This is a genomic window from Mycobacterium sp. UM_WGJ, assembly GCF_000455125.1.
GTDB lineage: Bacteria > Actinomycetota > Actinomycetes > Mycobacteriales > Mycobacteriaceae > Mycobacterium.
The window spans coordinates 1-20,638 of sequence record NZ_AUWR01000006.1 but is presented as its reverse complement, the minus strand read 5'-3'; the positions used below and the strand labels follow the sequence as shown (position 1 = coordinate 20,638).

The 20,638-nt window shown below is 68.3% G+C and carries 10 protein-coding genes; 1 reads left to right on the top strand and 9 read right to left on the bottom strand.

What is annotated here, in order from left to right; translation table 11 throughout:
• Positions 1-17: 17 nt before the first annotated feature.
• The 5 genes from N416_RS0101550 to N416_RS0101530 all read right to left on the bottom strand — a co-directional run bounded on the left by N416_RS0101550 (position 18) and on the right by N416_RS0101530 (position 5,507).
• Positions 18-1,376: a hypothetical protein gene (locus N416_RS0101550; protein ID WP_024440380.1), complete on the bottom strand. Its 1,359-nt coding sequence runs from the start codon at positions 1,374-1,376 to the stop codon at positions 18-20.
• A 241-nt stretch (positions 1,377-1,617) separates the two neighbouring features.
• Positions 1,618-3,153: a hypothetical protein gene (locus tag N416_RS0101545; protein ID WP_024440379.1), complete on the bottom strand. Its 1,536-nt coding sequence runs from the start codon at positions 3,151-3,153 to the stop codon at positions 1,618-1,620.
• A gap of 426 nt (positions 3,154-3,579) precedes the next feature.
• Positions 3,580-4,299: a nitroreductase family protein gene (locus N416_RS0101540; protein ID WP_024440378.1), complete on the bottom strand. Its 720-nt coding sequence runs from the start codon at positions 4,297-4,299 to the stop codon at positions 3,580-3,582.
• Complete coding sequence (locus N416_RS0101535; protein WP_024440377.1) at positions 4,292-4,795, bottom strand: DUF2505 domain-containing protein; 504 nt, start codon at positions 4,793-4,795, stop codon at positions 4,292-4,294. Before N416_RS0101535 ends, N416_RS0101540 begins: the two co-directional genes overlap by 8 nt.
• 13 nt (positions 4,796-4,808) lie before the next feature.
• Positions 4,809-5,507, bottom strand: coding sequence for a hypothetical protein (locus N416_RS0101530; protein WP_024440376.1), 699 nt, complete (start codon positions 5,505-5,507; stop codon positions 4,809-4,811).
• A 103-nt stretch (positions 5,508-5,610) separates the two neighbouring features.
• Here N416_RS0101530 and N416_RS0101525 point away from each other — a divergent pair, with 103 nt between their 5' ends.
• Positions 5,611-6,441, top strand: a complete 831-nt coding sequence (locus N416_RS0101525) for a class I SAM-dependent methyltransferase (RefSeq protein WP_024440375.1) — start codon at positions 5,611-5,613, stop codon at positions 6,439-6,441.
• On the opposite strand, the gene N416_RS0101520 is transcribed toward N416_RS0101525, so the two are convergent.
• From N416_RS0101520 to N416_RS0101505, 4 genes are all read right to left on the bottom strand, one after another.
• Complete coding sequence (locus tag N416_RS0101520; RefSeq protein ID WP_024440374.1) at positions 6,434-7,690, bottom strand: acyltransferase; 1,257 nt, start codon at positions 7,688-7,690, stop codon at positions 6,434-6,436. The two genes, N416_RS0101525 and N416_RS0101520, sit on opposite strands and share 8 nt — an antisense overlap.
• 26 nt (positions 7,691-7,716) lie before the next feature.
• Positions 7,717-12,120, bottom strand: coding sequence for a type I polyketide synthase (locus N416_RS0101515; protein ID WP_024440373.1), 4,404 nt, complete (start codon positions 12,118-12,120; stop codon positions 7,717-7,719).
• Positions 12,117-17,543, bottom strand: coding sequence for a type I polyketide synthase (locus tag N416_RS0101510; RefSeq protein ID WP_155943300.1), 5,427 nt, complete (start codon positions 17,541-17,543; stop codon positions 12,117-12,119). The genes N416_RS0101515 and N416_RS0101510 overlap by 4 nt, the downstream gene beginning before the upstream one ends.
• The coding region (locus N416_RS0101505; protein ID WP_024440371.1) for an SDR family NAD(P)-dependent oxidoreductase at positions 17,543-20,638 on the bottom strand (3,096 nt) is incomplete at its 5' end. The genes N416_RS0101510 and N416_RS0101505, both read right to left, overlap by 1 nt.

Here is a 20,638-nt window from a genome sequence, read left to right as displayed (position 1 = left end):
GCGGGCGCGGCGAGCCGCTACTCCGGCGTGATGTTGAAGATCGCGTCCCACAGGCCCTGAACGTCGAACGGCCCGATGATCCCGGAGTTGTCGAAGATGTTGTACCAGTAGTCACCGAAGAATGCCTGCAGCTGCTCAGGAGTGGGCAGGAAGCCGGTGGTGTCGATGTACGGGTCCGGCGGTAGCGGGTTCTTGATGTCGAGCAGCACGGTGCCCAGGCGCCACAACCACGCTTGGGTCTCGATCATCTCCGGGTTGGAGACATTCGCGGTGCCCGCGTCGTAAGCGTCCATCCACTCACCGATGACGGGGTTGCCCGGCCACAGGTCGTCCATGATCTTCACCAGCCAGTAGTAGCTGGGCGTGTTCCAGTCGTCAGGGTTGAAGATGTCGCCGCCGGGCCCGGGAAGCAGGCACGGGCCGGGGCACAGCGGGCTGCCCGGAATGAACGGGTTGAAGGCCAGCAGGGATGAGGCGATGAACGACTGCACTGCGCGGGCGAATTCGAGCAGGTCCGGCAGTTCGAACTTGTTGACGTCGAACGGCTGCATCAGGCTGTCGAAGAAGTTGGTGAACGGCGTGGTGAAGTCCATCGCGTAGTAGCTGCCCGCCCATGGCTGCAATGGGGCGTCCGGGTCGATGTTGGGGTAGTCCTCGGGGTTCAGCCCCAATTCCGCGAGGGTGCGAGTGCCCTCCCAGTAGTACATGTCGTTGGCGTACCCGATGTTGACCATGCCTGGTCCGTTCGGGTCGAAGTAGAACTGGTTGCCGTCCATCATGTCCGAGAACGGGACCTGGAACCAGTTCTGGATCAGCGGGAAATACTGCAGGCCCAGAGCGATCAGCACGCTCCAGATGGACTGGTCGATCCAGGTGAAACCGGTGATCGGGCTGGTCGGCATGACCGGCAGGCAGTCCAGGCCCGCACAGCTCAGATCGATCGGAATCTGAACATTGGCCAGCATGGACAGCTGCTGTCCGAGGCCGGGGAAGTCTCGGTCCCCCTCATGACCGGCGCCGGAGATCAAGGGGAACGGGAACATCATCTGAAGGATGCCCTCGAAGTGCCCCATGTCGCCGGGGTCCTCACCCCAGGCGTTCGTCGGACTTCCGGCCATCCAGGGGCCGCTGTAGAACAGCGACTTCGCCAGGGTGTCCAGCCCGTGGATCTCGTTCGCCGGAATGTTCACCAATGCCTGGAACAGGTTCAGCGGAACGTTGAGCCATGACTCGCCGGCGGTGAGCTGCGAGTCCAGCTGAACCGTGGCCAGTTCGGGCATCGCGGGCATCGCGGGCGTCGGCGGAACGACGGCGATGAGTCCGGCGGTGGTGACGGCCAGCCCCGCGGAAAAGTACGAACGCAAGGCTGCAACCATCCCGATTACCTCCAACAAGCTAAAGTGAGTGAGAACGAGGCGCCACCGCGTCCGGTTCATGCAATCTACCAAAGTGTTACCTGAGCGCAAATCGAGAGTCACATGTTGACAACCGATGTAGACGCTGGATTTGGCATGAGATCAAGACGCCGCGACATTGGCGCCTGCCCCCCGAAACACACGGCAGCCCGACCGTAGGAATGGCCGGGCTGCCGCGACGTCGCTTGGGCGCGAACTGGATCTAGAAGGTGAACCAGCCCGCGATGTCGGTCCACCACGCGTCGAGATCGGTGACGAGTCCGCCGCTCGGGTCGAGGAACCGCAGGAAATCGTCCCAGAGCAGCAGCGAGTTCTTGCCGCCGAAGTCGCCGATCTCCTGCTCGTCCAGTGGCAGGTCGGGGTTCCAGGACGGCGGCATGTAGTAGCCGGTCTCGGGGTTGATCGGCCACGGCCCCAGCAGGCCCGGGTCGGTCAAGATCCCGCCGTTGACGGCCAGGGCGGGCAGGTAGGGGTTGATATCGGCGAGCATGTCGATGATCTGGTTGTGGGTGTCCGCGTCGAAGGTGAACATCCCGGTCTGCAGAGCAGAGATACCGGCGAGGAGCTGCTCGTCGGTCCCGCCGTTGGCGTTGCCCACGGCATTCTCGCCTTCCTGCTCGGTCAGGTCGATCCACTGCTGGATCAGTGGGTTCGGGGCGCCGATGCCCTGGATCGACTTGACCAGGTCCAGGCTGGTCACGCCCCACGGCGGGGAGACCGGCGGCATGTTGCACAGCCCCGGGCACATCGGGCTGCCGGCGACGTACGGGTTGAAGTCGACGACCATCCCGGCGATCAGGGCCTTCATGGCCTGGAAGACCTCCTCCGGGCCGGCGAAGTGGAAGCCGGTGAGCGGGTCGTCGCCGTTGACGCTCCAGTCGACCGGCTGCATCAGGCTGTCGAACCATCGCTGCATGGGGCCGAACGGGTCCAGCTTGAAGGTCAGTCCCGCCCACGGCATCAGGTTGACTTGATTGCCGTACTCGTCGAGGTAGATGCTGCCGTCGGGATTGAGGAGCGGGTGGGTGCCCGGGTAGCCGAACCCGGGCTGAGCTTCACCGGACCATGGCTGCCCGCCGTACATGGGTCCGCCCGGCACCGCCCCACCCGGGCCGACGCCGGCGTCCGGGTTGGCGATGCCGCCGGAGGTCGGGTTGTCGGGATCACTCCACGGGCTGTCCGGGAACTTGTAACCGTCCAACATGTCCTGGATCGGCACCTTGAGCCAGTACTTGAACAGGTCCAGCTGATTGTCGTCGTTCGGAAAGTTGCTGAATTTCATGAAGAAGTTCAGCGTCGCGTCCAAGCCGGTGATCCCGGTGATCGGCTCGACCGGAGACATCGGATAGCACTGGATCGAGTCACACGACGCGCTGATCGGCAACAGGGCCGCGGCGAACATCGCGAACTGCTGACCCCAGCCCGCCGTGCCGTTGGCCAACGCATCCGGGTCGATCGTGGGGTCGTACAGGCCGGAGAGCTGCGGGGCGAACGGCAGCATGTAATCCATCACGGCCATGAAGTGGCCCGGGTCGCCCGGGTCCTCACCCCAGATATTGGTGGCACTCGGGGTGAACCAGTTGCCGGTGAAGAAGAACGAGTTGGCCAGGACATTGGTGGCCGACACCTCGTTGAACGGGATGTTGACGAAGTCCTGGAACAGGTTGAACGGGATGTTGAGGAATGACGCCTCGGCCGCCAGCTGTACCGCGCGCTCGGCAGCGGTCAGCTCCGGCACCCACGGGGCGACCGGAGAGACCGGGCTGACGGCCGCGACGGCTGTCGCGGCGGCGACGGCGGCGCTGGCTGTGGTGTACCGCCGCTGCGACGCCGTAAGGCGCGTACCAGCGTTCGCAGCGCGACGCTGTGGCGCTGCACGGTGTGCACCGGAAGTCGCAGACCGGCCCTGCGGGACGGCTACCGGCCCCCCAGCAATGGCAAACCGACGCCCCGGAACCGCTCGATGCGCTCCCCCAGTTGTATACCGACGCTGACGCGCCCCCCCACCAATCACAAATCCCCCTTGTGTCCCCCACGAACCGTGACAGCATATAGGTGTTACCGCCGAGTGTCTAAGCGAGTGGTGATTAACTTACATCACTGGAGGAATGTTTTCCGCTAAGTTCCACGTAAACTTCGGCAAAGCTGGATCCCAGGGTGCCATTCAGTTATCCAGCCACGCGAGATCGCCATAGGCATCGAGATGAGCCACCTCTCCGACCGGCTTGCGGGTGGTGGGACCGTAGCGCCCCCGGGGCCAACCGAGCGGCACGATGCAACACGGCGTGACCTCGTGCGGCAGGCGCAGGACGCGCCGCACGGCGCGCTGATTCCACAGCGGAAGCGTGATCAGCGATGCGCCCAAGCCCATGGCGCGGGCAGCCAGCAGCAGGTTCTGAACGCTGGGATAGATGGACCCCCAGTAGGCGGATTCGGCGATATGCGGCATGCGCACCACCGGCAACCGGCCCTCCCGCGCACCCAGGCGCAGGCAGGCCACCACGAGCACCGGAAGTTCGGCGAAATGGTCGATCTGCCACTCCATCGCCCGCGCGATACCGGCGATAGCTTCGTCGGTCTTGATTTTTCTCCGCAACACCACGCCGCGCTGAATTTTCCAAGCCTGCCGATAACGTTTGGCCAATTCTTCTTTGACGCGGCGATCCTTCACAACGATGAATTCCCAGTTCTGCCCGTCATTACCAGTCGGCGCACGCAGCGCCAACTCGATGCACTTGAGCACCACCGTGTCGTCGACCGGGTCGGAGTACACCCGCCGGATCGCGCGCTGGGTCATCATGGCCTCGGCCAGCGGCATCTCCAACCGGGACAACGCCTCGGCCGTGGTCGGCACGTGACTGTAAGTGAACTCGGATTCAGGCATTCTTTCCCAGCCAGGTCGTGGTGAACCGTTGAATTTCCGGAATTCCTTGCGAGAATTCCCGGGCAAGGAAGCTCTCGATCGGGCCACCCACCAATGGCACCTTGAACCGGATCGTGCCATTGAGCGCCAGCTTCGATCCGGCGCCGTCACGTTCGAGCACCGCGATGCCGCTCCCCGACCCCGGGGCACCGGTCACCGCGACCGCGATCTCACCGTTGACCCGTCCGTCGCCGGCCGGCGTCCACACCTCGGTGGTGACGATGTTGAGGTCGCCGCGGTACACCTTGGCCAACATGCCGGGCAATGCGCCGTGGCGCAGGTCCTCGGTCACAGCGACCCGAATGCGGCCATCGGCATCGACATCCAGGGAGTCGAGGGTCTTGCTTCCGCCGAAGGCCTCCAGCCGGGCCTGCCAGTAGGACCGGTCACCGAAGGCACGGTGGACCTCTTCGACCGAGGCAGGTGAGGAGAATGTCACCTCAAAGGAACGAGGCATTACCGCTGACCTCTCACTTGCCGAACAACCGGCTCACCAGGCCCGCGGCGAACTTGCGGACCCGGTCGAGCTGCTCGGGCTGAACGTTGGTGGGTGGCAGGCGCAGGCCCAGGTAGCGCTCCCGGTAGCGGCCGCTGCCCAGGTAACTGGTCAGCGCAAGCATCGAGCGCAGCGGGTCGCCGGGGTAGCTGAGGTGAATCTCGTCCTGGTAGCGACCACCGCACCCCTCGGCGAGCCGACAGACCTCAGCGTAGTTCTCCTGCCAGAACTCGCGGCACACGGTGAACACCACAAACGGCTTGCCGTCCAGAAGCTTTCGGGCCTCATCGGTCTGGAGAAACGACCTGATCGGCATGGCGGGCGCCTTCCACCAGGTCGGCGAGCCGATGCAGATCAAGTCGTACTCACCATCGCGCACCGCGTCGGGCGTGCGGATCTCCCCCGTCTCGCCCCGCTGCTGCGCCTTGAGCACGCTGAGCATGTCCGGCCAGACCCGCCGCAGCGGGAACTGCGCGAAACGCTGCGAGTAGCGCGGGTCGGTGAACTCGATACCGGCCTTGACTACCTCGCAGCCACGCTGCGCGAACACCTCCCCGGCGGCCTCGAGCACCTTCAGCGACTGCCCGGAGAAGCTGTAGTACAACAACAGGATCCGCGGCGCTCGTCCGTTGCGATCGCTGGCCTCAATCGCCATCTGTTCCTCCTGTTTCATGCGGCGGTCCCAGCTTCGGCTCTCCTACGTCGAGCCTCGCTGAACCGCCGGGTCCGACCGTGCGGTGCATCGACTGCCCGTTCAGCGTATTAGGCTCGCCGACGTGGCAGACAAGATCCCCGTCGACCTGCACGGCGCCGCGGCAACCATGCTGACGACGCTCTACCTCAAGGCACTTGACGCCGATTTCGACCAGCCGGTGCTGGGCGATCGGTACGCCAGAGAGGCGGTCGACCGTATCGACTTCGACTGGGACGCACTCAAGGCTCCCGGCCGCTGGGCGCCCTTGGTGACGGTACGCACCGCCCAGTACGACATCTGGGCGCGTCAGTTCTTGGCCGCCCACCCGAACGCGACCGTCATTCACCTCGGCTGCGGATTGGACGCCCGCGTCTTCCGGATCGATCCCGGCCCCGAAGTCGCCTGGTACGACGTGGATCAGCCGCCGGTGATCGCGCTGCGCAAGCAGGTGTACCCCGACCGCCCGGGTTACCACCTGGTGGCGACGTTGGCGACCGACCCGTCGTGGTTGGACGAGATTCCCACCGACCGCCCGGTCCTGCTGTTGGCCGAGGGCATCAGCATGTACCTGTCCGAAGACGATGGTGTGGCATTGCTGCAGAGCATCGTCGAGAAGTTCCCGGCGGGCGAACTGCAGATCGACTTCTACAACTGGTTCGGCATCAAGACCCAGAAGACCCACCGGTTGCAGCGTCAGTCCGGCGCAACGCTGCATTGGGCGGTCAACGATCCCTCCGACATTCTGGAGAAGGTCACCGGCATTCGGTTGCTGGCGGCCGCCAATCTCTTCGACGCCGAGACCTTCAGTCGGGTCCCGGCCGGGTTCCGGCGATCCAGTCGGCTGGCCCGGGCGGTGCGGCCGCTGCGCGAAATGCTGCAGTACCACCGCTACGCCTTCGGCCCGGTCAGCTGACGCCGGCGGCGTGCCGATCGGCGATATCGCACAGCAGCGCGCGAATCGTCTCCACCGAGCGCTCCGGCGCCGGTCCGTGGGAGTGGTACTCGATGTTGAGCTGCCCGGAGAAGATCTGGGTGAAGTAGATGTCGATGCCCGCGCTCACGGCGAAGTACAGCTCGCCATGTGTTGTGGTCACCTCGACACCCGGCGGCGTCCGCACCGGCGGAACCAGACCGTTGTTGCTCAGCACGACGACGTCGGGCAGTCCTGGCGGGTTTCCGACGTATTGCGGGCTGAAGTGCAACCGGGACTGCTGGATGACACCTTCGTCGAGGTCCTTCTGGAAGTTCGCGGCGATGTCCCGAGCGATCTCGACCAGGTCCGTCTTGGCATCAACCTCGGCCAGGTAGGTGGCCAGCCCGATCGGGTTGGTGCATCCGGTGGCCGAAACGGGCGGTGACAGAAAGTATCTCAAGTCGACGGTGTAGACGTAGGGCACCGGGATACTCAGCTTGCCGCGCAGCTGCCATTCGGCCATCAGCACCGCTGCCGAGAGCACCGCGTGCAGGCTCAGGTCGTGGGCCCGGCCGAACGCGACCACGTTGTCAGTCTGGCTTTCGGTCAACCGGGTCGACGCCATCGGCACCAGCATCGGCGATTCCGGCGTCTCCTGCCCGACGGCCCGCCGGGTCGGCGGCAGGTCGTAGGCGAACAGCGCCGGCATGAACCGCTCGATCCCGGAGCGCTGCTGCTTCTCGATCCCCCGATCGGCCAGCACCGCCTCAATGGACAGCGGAGCGGGCTCAACATTGATCGCACCGATCCGGCCGGTGGTGACCAGATCGGTGTAGAAGGACAGCATCTCCTCGATCAGCGCATACATGTGGTGACCGTCGGCCACGGCATGGTGCACATACAGGGTCGGCTGAGCCTGCCCGTCGCGGATGATCACCCGCATCGCCACCAACGACTCCGCCTGGTCGAAGCGCGGAGCAGGCGGCTGCGCGTCGGGCCCGTCGAGTTCGATCACCTCGATGCCGTCGGGCATCAGATCGTCGGTGACGAACTGATGCCGCCCGTCGGGCAGTCGCTCCAGCCGGCCGGTGAGGATCGGATGCGCCTCCAGCAGCGCCTCGTAGGCCTCCGAGAGCAGGTCGATGTCGACCGGACCGGTGACGTGCGCGGCCAAACCCACGAAATTGTGGGTCTCGGCCAGCATCTCCTCACTGATCGCCAGCTTCCGAATGACCGACGTGGCAAACACTTTCGGCTCTCTCCTAAATCAACGGACTACGACAGCTCGACCAAGGTCATTTCGTCCTCGCCCTGCGAGGCCATGTCCTCTTCGGCGAGGGCCGCGCGGACCAGATCCATCACCGCCGCGGAGAACCCGTCGGCTATCGCGCGCACCACAGACTCCTCGATCCGGCGGCTGTCATGCCACCAATCCAGGTACAGCACACCGCCGGTGCGGTAGGCCCGCAGCTCCAGTGCATGCCCCAGCCCCGGGATCGCCTCGCGCACCGGCATCGCGGTATCGGGGTCGAACTGCACCGGAGAATCGCCGAGCGCCGGCGGCTCGGGAATCGCCCCGACGTAGGAGAAGTGCACATCAGCGGGAGCGACCGCGCCGAACAGGCGCGCGGTCGGTGCGTACAGGTAACGCAGCAGGCCGTAGCCGATCCCGTAATGCGGCACGCCGTCCAATGTTTCGTGGATCGAGTCCAACAGCTGCCGGGCGCTTTGCTGGCCGTCGGCGGAGCAGCCCAGCGCGACCGGGTAGAGCGTGGTGAACCAGCCCACGGTACGGCGCAGGTCGACCTCCGGCTTGAGCACCGAACGGCCCGCTCCCCCCATCTCGACGGCCAGAGTGCCCTCGTCGACCACCGATGCCACCGCCCGGCTCAGCCCGGCCAGCAGGATCTCGTTGATCGGCAGCCGCAGCCGCCGACGGGCATCGTCGATCTCGCTGGTGTCGGCGGCGGGCAACGTCGTGGTGAGCTTGGACAGATCGGCCGCAGCAGGAGGCTCGGCGGCATCTGCGGCCAGCCGCAGCGTCGCCGATTTCGTTGTCTTCAGCCAGTATTCGCGGCTTTCCAGCACCGCCGGGTGGGTCGCAAGCCCGGCGCAACGCTGCGACCACTCGGTCCATCCGGCCCCGACCGGCTGCAGCTCGATGTCGTTGCCGCCCAGCTGCTGGCCGAACGCGGTGAAGATGTCGGTGACCAGGATGTCGCGGGAGGCCTCGTCGCCGACCCCTGCGTGCAGACTCAGCGCCAGGTAGCACAGGTCCCCCGCCGCGCCGCGGATGTAGAGCGCCGTCAGCGGTGGGCTGGACAGATCCTGGTCACGGATGTGCTCGGTCAGCAACGTGCGCACCGCGTCATGTTCGGCGGTCAGTCCCTCGGGCAGCGAGTGGGTGCTGATCTCCCCGAACTCGCCGGGTTCGGCGATCCGCTGCTCCCAGGTACCGGCCCGCTCGGTGATGCGCACCCGCAGCGCTTCGTGGTGATTGACCACCGCGGTCAGCACGGCGGCGACGTCGTCGACCGAGACGTCGGGCCGCAGCCGCAGGATCAACGGGATGCGCCAGCGACCGTGTTCGCGGACGCCGTTCTCCAGGAAGTAGGTGATGTTCGGCGGAATCGGCGGGTGCTCGACCTCACCGAGCGACTGGCGGCCCAGCCCGCCGGCGGCGTAGCGGGCGGTCAGCGCCTTGGCCAGGGCCGCGACGGTCGGGTTGTCGTAGAGGTCCTGCGGAGTGAGGTCCAGGCCCTCGTGCGAGGCGGCCATGGCGACGCTGATCGCCACCAGTGAGTCGCCGCCGACGTCGAAGAAGTTGGCGGTGCGGTCCACCGAGCCGACCCCCAGGCAGACCGCCCAGATCCGTTGCAGCGTCGCTTCCATGGACTCGCCGCCGCCGGCCGCCTGTCCGTTGCGCTGCCCGTCCGCTGCACCGCCACCACCGGTGCCCGAGCCGGACACCCAGGTAGCACCGGCATTGTGCTCAAGCCAATGCCGTTGGCGTTCAAAGGGGTAGCCGGGGACAGTGACGCGCTTGGGCTGGTAGTCGCCGCGGAGCGCAGACCAGTCCACTTCGACGCCGGCCGCCCACAGTTGGCCGAGCGCCAGCAGGAAGGTGTCGCGGTCGTCGCGGTTCTGGGCGTGGTGGCGCATCAGTCGGACGGCCCGATGTCCACTGGCGAACTTGGGGTTGCGGGCCGCCGACGCGGTCAGCGTGGCGCCCGGCCCGACCTCGACCAGGACCCGGTGCGGGTCGGCCAGCACGGTGTCGATCTCGTCGGCGAAACGTACAGTGGCCCGCACACTGCGCGCCCACGTCGCCGGGTTGGTCGCCTCGCTGGGCGCCAGCCAGGTGCCGGTCAGATTCGACAGCAGTGGGATCTGCGGTTCGTTGAGCGTCTGCCGAGACAAAAATGCGGTGAACTCCGAGATCATCGAGTCCATCAGGCGGGAGTGGAACGCATGCGAGGTCCGCACCCGGCGCGCGTTGATGCCGGCCTGCTTGAGCGCATCGGAGAACTCGCGGATGTCAGCTTCGGTCCCGGCGACCACGCAGCCGTCCGGGTCGTTGACCGCGGCCAGGTCCACATCACCGGTCAGGTAAGCAGCGACCGCGTCGGCACTGATCGGGACGGCCACCATGACGCCGCGTGGCGCGGCATGCATCAGCCGGGCGCGCATCGCCACCACCTTGATCGCGGTGTCGAGGTCGAAGACGCCGGCGACGGTGGCCGCGGCGTATTCGCCGATGCTGTGACCGACCAGCGCCGCCGGACGCACGCCGTAGCTCTCGACCAGCTTCGCCAGTGCGTATTCCACGGTGAACAGGGCCGGCTGGGTGCGGTCTGTGCGCTCGAGGTCACGCGAGGTGCCCTCGAAGATCATCGCGCGCAGGTCGTAGCCCAACTCCGCCTCGAAACCGGCGACGCAGCGGTCGAAGTACTCGGCGAACACCGGCTCGCTGTCATAGAGCCCGCGGGCCATCCCGATGTGCTGAGCGCCCTGGCCCGGGAACAGGAACACCACCCGGTCGGCGGCGTCCTCGCCCACGTCATTCAGGTCGATGCCCTCGCCGATGAAGACGTTCTCGCTCTCCTCGGCGCCCAACACTGCCGCTGCGTCCGCGCGATCGGCGACGACCGCGGCCAGCCGCAGGTTGTGCGGGTGCCGGTTGGCCAGTGTGTAGGCGACGTCGGGGAGGCTGGGCGCCTCGGCGTCGCCTCCGCCGGCGAGCTCAGCAGCCAGATCGAGGCGGCCCTGCGCCAGCGCCTCGGCGGTGCGTGCCGACAGCAGCAGCACCTCGGGGCCGGGTTTGGGCGTCGCCGCCACAGCGTCTTCCTCGGGCCATTCCTCGACGATGACGTGGGCGTTGGTGCCGCCGACGCCGAACGAGCTGACCCCGGCGCGGCGGATGCCGTCGGCTTCCCACGGCCCGTACTCGCCGCGGATGCGGAACGGCCCGTCCTCGAGGTGCAACTCGGGGTTCGGGCTGGTGTAGTGCAGCGTGCCGGGAATCGCCCGGTGCTTGAGGCACAGGATGGTCTTGATCAGGCTGGCAATACCGGCCGCCGACTCCAGGTGCCCGATGTTGGACTTGACCGAGCCCACATAGCAGGGGCCGGAACGCTGTTCGTCGGAGACGGCGAAAGCCTGTCGCAGGCCTTCGATCTCGATGGGGTCACCCAGCGGGGTGGCGGTGCCGTGCGACTCGATGTAGCTGATGGTGGACGCATCGACCTCGGCGACCGCGTGGGCCTCGGCGATCACGTCGGCCTGGCCGGCAGCGGTGGGCGCGGCGTAGGTCATCTTGGTGCCGCCGTCGTTGTTCAGCGCCGAACCCCGGATCACCGCATGGATCTGGTCACCGTCATCGACGGCCGCGTCCAGCGACTTGAGCACCACGACACCGACACCGCTGGAGAAGATGGTGCCGTCGGCGCGCACGTCGAAGGGCCGGCAGTGCCCGCTCGCCGAGACCATCGAGCCGGGCTCGTGCCAGTATCCGACGTGATGCGGTACCCGCAGGGACGCCCCACCGGCCAGCGCCATGTCGCATTCCCCGTTGAGGATGCTCTGGCAGGCCAGGTGCAGTGCGACCAACGCCGACGAGCAGGCCGTCTGCACCGACAGCGCCGGGCCGTGCAGGTCGAGCTGGTGGGCCACCCGGGTGGCCAGATAGTCCTTGTCGTTCTGCAACGACAGGTTGACCATCTCGAAGCTGACGCCCTGCCCGATGATCAGGTTCGGGTCGTAGTGCGACATCAGGTTGTGCAGCAGGTAGCCACTGGTGGTGCTGGTGCCGTAGACGCCGACCGATCCCTCGATCTCGCCGGGCCGGTATCCGGCGTCCTCCAACGCGTGCCAGGCGGTCTGCAGGAACAGCCGGTGCTGCGGGTCCATGGTCCGAGCAGCCAGCGGGGTGAAGCCGAAGAAGCTTGCATCGAACTCGTCGATGCCCTCCAGCAATGCAGCGCGCCGCACATAGTTGTGGTTCGCCAGCGCCTGGTCGCTCACACCACTGGCACGCAGCTCGTCTTCGGACAGCGTGACGATGGATTCGACGCCGTTGCGCAGGTTGTTCCAGAATCCGGTCAGCGTGCGGGCGCCCGGAAAGCGCCCCGCCATGCCGACGACCGCGATCGCGTTAGGCGGCACTTCATTGTTGGTCACGAACGATCTCCTACTTTTCGCCGTGCCGCGGCCCGCTGACGTGCCGCGGCACGCTGCTGGGCTCGGCTCCGAACACCGCCGACGTCGCCCGCGCCGTCCGCCCCCTCCAGTCCGGCGAGGCCGAGTTGGCGGGCCAGGTCGGCGGCCAGGTCGGTCAGTGAGGCACCCTGCAGCAGCAGTGCCACCGGGGGCTCCGCGCCGAAGTCGCCCCGAACGGTGTTGCGGATGCGCACCGCCATCAGTGAGTCCATACCCAGCTCGGTCAACGGCCGAGCCGGGTCGATGACGCTGCCCTTGGGGTAGCCCATGATGGCCATGATCCGCGAACCCAACCGTGCGACAACGGCTTTGGTGGCTTCGGCGGCGCTGAGCTGCTTCAGTCCTTCTGGACCGGGCCAGTCGTCGTCCTCGTCGTCGAGGTCGAGCTCTTCGGCCAGCGTCGCGAAGTACCCCAGCTGCTGCAGTTCGGGGAAGGCCGCGGCCACCCGGTCCAGGCGCAGTCGCGCGACGCCGACCCGGGAAAGGTCACCGCTGAGGATGGCCTCCAGCGCCTCCATGCCTTCATCGGGGTTGATCGGGTCCAGCGCACTGAACTTGAGCTCCTGGGCGACACCGACACCCGACCATTGGCCCCAGTTGATGGTGATGGCCGGCAGTCCGGCCGCCCGCCGCCACGCCACCAGGCCGTCCAGCCAGGCACTGGCCGCGGCGTAGGACGCCTGACCGGGTGCCCCCAGCAGCGACGAGGTCGAAGAGAAGCCGACCCACCAGTCCAGCTCTTTGCCGACGGTTGCGACGTGCAGTCGCAGCGCCGCCGCCGCCTTGGGCGCCCACACCCGGCCCAGGGTCTCTTTGTCGATGCCGACCACGATCTGGTCATCGATGACCGCGGCGCCGTGGATGACACCGCGCAGCGTCAAGCCGGTCTGTTCCGCGGCGGCCACCAGGCTTTCGGCCACACCGGGTGTAGCGAGATCACCCGAGACGACCGCGATCTGGGCTCGAGCCTCGAGCTCGGCCAGCACAGCGCGCTGCTCCTGCGACGGCTGTGACCGGCTGTTGAGCACGATCCGCGCGGCACCGTGCTCGATCAGCCACCGGGCGACGACCAGCCCGATACCGCCCAGGCCGCCGGTCAGCACATAGGCGCCGTCGGATCGCACGGCCGGGGCGCCGGTGGGGGTCAGGGTCGCGCGCTTGAGCCGTTCGGCGTAGCGGTTCTCCCCGCGCCAGGCGACGACGTCGTCGGTGCTCGCCAGCCCCAACTCGGTGATCAAGGCCGCCGCCGGGTCTGCCGAAGCGTCCAGGTCGACCACGCCGGTGCGCAGGTCCGGGTGCTCGTAGGCCAGCACCCGCACCAGCCCCTTGAGGGCGCTGATCGACGGGTCGCCCGCTTCGTCCCCCACCGTCAGGCCGTTGCGGCCCACCAGCCACAGCCGCGGCGCGGTGCCGTGCCAGCCGCCGACGATGGTGCGCACCGTGGAGGCCACCGACCAGGCCAGGTCGCGACCGCGGGCCGGCGCGTCACCGGTCTCGGTCCCGTCGAAGGCACTGCGGGCGGCCAACACGATCACCCCGACCGGGGGCCGGTCCGGGTCGTCGGCGGTCCGCGCGAACGCCTCCCGCACCGCGGGTTCGCTGGTCAGGTCCGCGGTGATCACCCGGCGGTTGTCCGAGCCGAAGCGGGCGGCGAAATCGGCTGCCAGCGACTCGGTTTCGCCAGGCTCGGTCAGCACCAGCCAGCTGCCGTCGGCGGCGGCCGGAGGCTGCGCGGGAGCGGCAGCGTCGACCCACTCGGTGTCGAAGATCTTCTGCGTCAACGGCAGCGGCACGGTACGGCGCTGCACCCGCTGCAGATAGATTCCGGACAGTTCGGCGGTGACCGTGCCGGCGTCGTCGGTCAGGGTGACCCGGCCCAGGATTCCGCCGTCGTCGTGGCTGACCAGTTCGGCGTGCCCGCGGGCCCGGCGGCCGACGTCGCCGAAGATCCGGATGTTCTCGACCGCGACCGGCAGATAGGTCGCCTCTTCCATCCCGGCCGAGCCCATCAACGACTCGTCGGGCAGCGCCGCGGCCAGGCACTGCAGGGCGGCGTCGAGCATCACCGGGTGGATGCGGTAGCCGCGGTGCGCGGTCGCCTCGTCGGGCAGCACGATCTCGGCCTCCGAGGCGCCGCCGGGCTTGCGGACGATACGGGTCAGAGCGGCGAACGCCGGCCCGTGCTGCAGACCGGTGCGGCGCAGTGCGGTGTACAGGTCCGCCGGCGACAGCGCGGTTCCGCCGCCGCTGGGGGCCGGGCGTTGCGCCGCGGCAGCGGGCTGTGCCGCGGCCGCACGGGCCACCGCATGCCGGGACCAATTGCCGCCGGCCGGGCGGGAATGGATCTCGATGCGCAGTTCATCGGATCCGTCCGCATCGTGCAGCAGCCGGGTGGTGACCTCGGTGCGTTCGTCGACGCGCAGCATCTGCTCGACTTCGACCCGGTCCACAGCAACAGCCGAGGGCGGCAGCCCCAACGCCTCGCCGGCCGCGGCCAACGCCATCTCGGCGAAGCCGGTGGCCGGCATCACGACCTGGCCGTGCACCTTGTGGTGGGCCATCCACGCGACGAGGTCGGTGCCCACGTCGGCCTGCCAGACGTGGCCGTGACCCGACGGCAGCTCGACGTGGATACCCAGCAGCGGATGCGCGTCGGCGCTGTGGCGGTTCGCGGCGACCGGGGCAGCCCAGTACCGGACGTGCTGCCACGGCCGTGGCGGCAGGTCGGCGCGGCCGATCCCACCGTCGGGTTGCGGCGCCTCCGCCGACGGCGGCGCCACGGTAGCCAGATTGGTGTGGAAGCTCAGCGCTTCGGCCTGGTCGCGCAGCAGGGTGCCGGTCACCACGCTGTCACCGGCGGGCCGCGCGGTTTCCAGGTTGCCGTTGATGGCGTGACTGAGCAGCGGATGCGAGCTGACCTCGATGAAGGTCGCGTGCCCGGCGGCGGCCGCGGTCACGGCTTGGGCGAACCGCACCGGGTTGCGCAGGTTGTGTACCCAGTAGTCCGCGTCGAATGCCGACGGTGTCTGGCCGACAGTGCTGATCAGCGGGATCTTCGGCGCCGACGGCTGCAGCCCGGCGAGCGCGGTCCGCAGTTCGCCCAGGATCGGGTCGACGGTCGGGTGATGCGAGGCCACGTCCACCTCGACGCGGCGGGCCAGCTTGCCCTGGGCGTCGACGATCGCGACCACGGCATCGACCTGGTCGGGCGGGCCCGCGATCACGGTCTGCTGCGGTGCCGCGTACACCGCCACGGTGATGTCGGGGTGCTCGGCGACCAGCTTCTCGGCGGCGTCGGCATCCAGTTCCAGCAGTGCCATCGCGCCTTGGCCGCTCAGTCGGGCCATCAGCTTGGACCGGGTGGCGATCACCTTCAGGCCGTCCGCGGGGCTCAGCGCGCCGGCGACCACGGCCGCGGCCACCTCCCCCATCGAGTGCCCGATCACTGCGTCCGGCTCGACGCCGTGGGATCGCCACAGCGCGGTCAATGCCAGCTGCATGCCCACCAGCACCGGCTGGATGCGGTCGATGCCGACCACCGGCTCGCCGGATTCGAGGACTTGACGCAGCGAGAACCCGACCTGCGCAACGAAATCGGGCTCCAGTTCGTCGACGGCGGCGGCGAACGCCGGCTCATCGACCAGCAGTTGGCGGCCCATGCCGGCCCACTGGGAGCCCTGGCCCGAGTACAGGAAGACGGTTCCTTTGCCACGCAACGCGGCGCGTGTGCCGACCACGCCGGGGGCCGGGTAACCGCCGGCGACCGCCCGCAGCCCGGTCAACGCCTGCTCGGTGTCGCGTGCGCAGACGGTGGCGAACTTGGCGTAGCGGCTGCGGTGGTGGTTGAGGGTGTGCGCGATGTCGGTCAGCGGTACAGCGGCGCCCGGCCCGGCGATCCAGTCGGCCAGGGTGGCAGCCCAATCCGCCACTCGCTGCTCGGTTTTGCCCGAGATCACCAGGGTTGCGACCGGCTCGGCCGATGCCGGCGCGGGAACCGGGTCAGGACCCTGTTCGAGCACCACGTGCGCGTTGGTTCCGCCCAGCCCGAACGATGACACCGCGGCACGCCGCGGTCCCTCGGCCGCCGGCCACGGCGTCACCTCGGTGGGGACGAACAGCCGCGTCGCGGACGGGTCGATCGCCGGGTTCCACTTGGTGAAGTGCAGATTCGGCGGGATCTTTCCGCGTTGCACAGACAACGCAGCCTTGATGAAGCCGGCGATCCCGGCGGCCGCCTCAAGGTGGCCGATATTGGTCTTGACCGCGCCCAGCGCACACTTGTCAGCGCCGCGCCCGTAGACGTCGGCGAGCGCCTCGAATTCGATCGGGTCACCCAAAGCTGTTCCGGTGCCGTGAGTTTCGATCAGGTTCACCGAATTCGCCGCGACGTCGGCGCTGCGCAGCGCCCGGCTGATCGCGTCGATCTGGGCAATGGTGTTCGGGGCGGTGAGTCCGTTGGACTTGCCGTCCTGATTGATCGCCGAACCGCGCACCACCGCCAGCACCCGGTCGCCGTCGCGGATGGCGTCGGTGAGGCGCTTGAGCACGACGATCCCGGCGCCCTCGCCGCGCACGAATCCGTCCGCTCCGGCGTCGAAGGTGTGGCAGCGGCCGCGCGGAGACAGCATGCCCCACTTGGCCATGGCGATCTGGGTTTCCGGCCGCAGGATGAGGCTGACGCCGCCGGCCAGGGCCAGGTCGCTTTCGCGCATGCGCAGGCTCTGGCAGGCCATGTGGATGGTGACCAGCGACGACGAGCAGGCCGAGTCCATCGCGACCGCGGGACCGCGCAGACCCAGCAGATAGGCGATCCGGCCGACGGCGACGGCATGAGCGTTACCGGTGGCCGAGTAGCCGTCGATAGCGTCCGGGTTGGCCGCCGAAATCCCTTGGTATTCGGTGTAATACACACCCATCATCACCGCGGAGCGGATGCCCGTCAGGGTTTCCGGCGACAGTCCGGCGTGTTCGAGGGCCTCCCAGGCGACCTCGAGCATCAGCCGCTGCTGCGGGTCCATGGCCTCGGCTTCGCGCGGCGAGATCCCGAAGAAGTCGGCGTCGAATCCGGCGACGTCGGAGATGAACCCGCCCCACTTCGACGACATCCGGCCCGGGGCCAGCGGGTCCGGGTCGTAGTACTCGTCGGCGTCCCAGCGATCCGAGGGGATCTCGGTGATGGCGTCGCGGCCTGTCTCCAACAGCTCCCAGTAGGCGTCCGGGCCCGAAGCGCCACCCGGGAAGCGGCAGCCGATCCCGACGACCGCGATCGGTTCGGCGGCGGCGATCCGCGACGCCTTGTCGAACTGCTCGGTCAGCGCCCCCCGTTTGTCGGCACCCATCGCCGACATCCTGTTGAAGATCGACGTCGTCGAGATTCCCGTCATCAATAAATACCGCTCTCGCTACCGGTCGAAGCCGACTCGACCTGATCGAACAACTCATCCAGCACGCCGCCGGATGAGCCGAACTCCAAATCATCGTCGTCTTGCCCCGCGGTGCTGTCCGGCTCGGCATAACGCGACGCCAGCAGTCCCACCAGGTGCGTCGTCAACGCTGAGATGCTGGGGTGATTCCACAGCATTGACGCCGACAAATCCACCCCCACCAACTGTTGTGTCTCTTTCAGAACCGTCATCGCGATCATGGAATCGAGCCCCATCTCCGGGAAGGGCTGATCCACATCGACCGCTGACGCAGATGTCCGAAGTTCGCGGGCCAGGATAGCTTGCAGCCGGACCACCAGCTCCTCACGCCGCTGATCGGCGGGGATGGTCGCCCAGTCCGGCGCGCCTGCCGCCGACGCGCCGGTGCTTGCCTGCTCACCAGTGCCAGCGGCCCCGAGCGTCGCTCCGGCTTCAGAGGCCTCACCGACGAGGTCTTCGAAGAAGGTCAGATCCCGGAACTCCGGCGAGGTGGCGACCGCACGGTCGATGCGCAGTCGTCCCACCCCGATCCGAGCGCCGATCAGCCCGGAGTCCGCACCAAGCACGGCGTCCAGCGCCTCGACGCCTTCGTCGGGGCTGATCGGGTCGAGAACACTCAGCGTCATCGACCGGCCCAGACCCACGTCAGACCACTGACCCCAGTTGATGGCGGTCGCGGGCAGGCCCGAAGCGTGCCGCCACGCCATCAGTGCGTCCAGCCAGGCGTTGGAGGTGGCGTATCCGAGCTGGCCGGGCAGGCCCAGCAGTGCGGCCATCGAGGAGAAGCCCACCCACCAGTCGAGCTGGGAGGCTGCGGTGGCCGCATGCAGCCGGGCGGCGCCGAGGGCCTTGGCCGACCAGACGCCCTCCAGGCTCTCCCGCGTCACCGCCGTCACCAGGCCGTCGCCCAGCACACCGGCGGCGTGCACCACGCCGCGCAGCGGCTTGCCGGTCTCCTGGGCGGCAGCCACCAGACGGTCGGCGACCCCCGGCGAGCTGATGTCGCCGGCGACAAAGACCACTTCGGTGCCGGCGGCCAGCTCGTCGAGGACGGCGCGCTGCTGTTCGGCGGGCTCGCTGCGGCCGTTGAGCACGATTCGCCCCGCGCCGCGGGCCACCAGCCAGCGGGCCACCACGATGCCCAATCCGCCCAGACCTCCGGTGAGCAGATAGGAGCCGTCGGCGCGGACCTCGGCCCGGGGAGCCTGGGCTGCGTCAGCGGCACCGTCGAGGGTGGCTCGGGTGAGGCGTTCGGTGTAGCGCCGTCCACCGCGCCAGGCGACCACGTCGTCGCGCAGCGGGGCGCCCAGTTCGGCCATCAGGTCGTCGGCCAGGGCTGCGGCGTCGGCCGAGGCCTCCAGGTCGACCAGGGTGGCGCCCAGGTCCGGTTCATCGGCCAGCACCCGGGCGAGTTCGCCGGGGAACCGCCAGGTGCGGACCACGCCCTTGAGCGCACCGACAGCCGGGTCGCCGGGCTCATCGCTGCCGAACGCCAGACCGCCCCGGCTGACCAGCCAAAGTCGCGGTTTGGTTGCCCCAGATACGCCGGACCAACCGTCGACCGCGGCGCGGGCCGTCGACGACGCTGTCCAGACGAGTTCGCGGGCGCGGGCCAATGCGGCGTCGGGGTCGGAGCTGTCGAACCCGACCCGGTCCAGGAAGACGACGATGCCGGCCGGCGGATGCGCCGGGTCGGCGCCGGCCTGCCGCACCGTGTCGATCAGGGCAGGGCCATCGGCGAACGGGCCGGTGAGCACCGTGCGGTTCTGCGCGGACAGCCGTGCGGCGAACTGCGCGGCCACACCCTCGGGGTCGGTTTCGGTGAGCAGCAGCCAGCTGCCGGCGGCCGCACCGGTGCCCTCGGACGTCGGAGCGAGTTCCGTGGGCGTCCACTCGGTGGCGAACAGCTTCTGGTCCAGCGGCACCCGCAGCGCGCGGGGATCCAGCGGCCGCAGCTCGACACCGGTGAGTTCAGCGATGGCGGTGCCGGTGTCATCGCTCAGAACGACCCGGCCGAGGGCCATCTTGTCTTCGGGACGGCTCACCTCGGTGTGGCAGCGCACCTGACGTCCGGCCGGTGCGAACACCCGCACCCCGGCCACCGCCACCGGCACGTAACCGCTGTGCTCCGCGTCATCGGCACCGATGCCCGCCGCCAGCTGCCGCAGCCCGGCATCGAGCAATGCCGGGTGCAGGCGGTAGGCGGGGTGAGTGGCCACGGTGTCGGGCAGGGTGAGCACACCGTGCTCGGTCCCCTCGTCAGGCTCCGAGGCCGCCTGATCCGCCGGCGCCGCTGCGATGTCTGCGACCGCATACCGGGTCCAGGCCCCGCCGGCCGTGCGGGCGTGGATCTCAACTCTGCTCTGGCCATCCGCCCCGCTGAACTGGGTGGTGACCTGCATTCCGTTGTGGAGTACCAGCGGCTGTTCGCTCTGCAGGCCGGTCACCACGATCGACTCGGCGGGCTTGCCGAGGGCCTGGCTGCCTGCCGCCACCGCCATCTCGATCAGTGCCGCCACCGACCCAATGGCCTGACCGTGCGCCGGCTGCTCGGCCAGCCACGGCATGGCCTCGGCAAGAAGGCCGTTCTGCCAGAGGTGGTCGCCGGTGAGCTGCTCGACGTGTACGCCGAGCAGCGGGTGCACGTCCGGTGCCTGGCCGGCCCGTCCGGGCCCGGAGAGCCAATGCCGGCTGTGCTGCCAGGGGGTGGTGGGCAGTTCGGCGAATCCGCCGGCCCTGGCGCCCCCGGTGCCGCTGTGCTGCCCACCGAGTTCGGTGAGCGAAACGTGGAAGCTCAGCGTTTCGTCGTCGCCCCGACGCAGGGTTGAGGCCACTGTCACTGGCGTGTCGGCGGCCTCGGCCGTCTCGATGATGGAGTGCGTCAACAGCGGGTGGGGGCTGATCTCGATGAATGTGTCGTGGTCCGCCGTTGCCACCGTCACGGCCTGGCTGACCAGCGCGGGCTTGCGCACATTGGCCACCCAGTAGTCGGCGTCCAGTCGCGGTGTGGGCCCCGCGGGATCCACCGCCGTCGAAATGAACGGGATCTGTGGTGT

Bases quoted from the DNA above. Each gene is read 5' to 3' on its own strand.
- N416_RS0101550 (WP_024440380.1), bottom strand. From the start codon at position 1,376: ATGGTTGCAGCCTTGCGTTCGTACTTTTCCGCGGGGCTGGCCGTCACC.
- N416_RS0101540 (WP_024440378.1), bottom strand. From the start codon at position 4,299: ATGCCTGAATCCGAGTTCACTTACAGTCACGTGCCGACCACGGCCGAG.
- N416_RS0101535 (WP_024440377.1), bottom strand. From the start codon at position 4,795: ATGCCTCGTTCCTTTGAGGTGACATTCTCCTCACCTGCCTCGGTCGAA.
- N416_RS0101530 (WP_024440376.1), bottom strand. From the start codon at position 5,507: ATGAAACAGGAGGAACAGATGGCGATTGAGGCCAGCGATCGCAACGGA.
- N416_RS0101510 (WP_155943300.1), bottom strand. From the start codon at position 17,543: ATGACGGGAATCTCGACGACGTCGATCTTCAACAGGATGTCGGCGATG.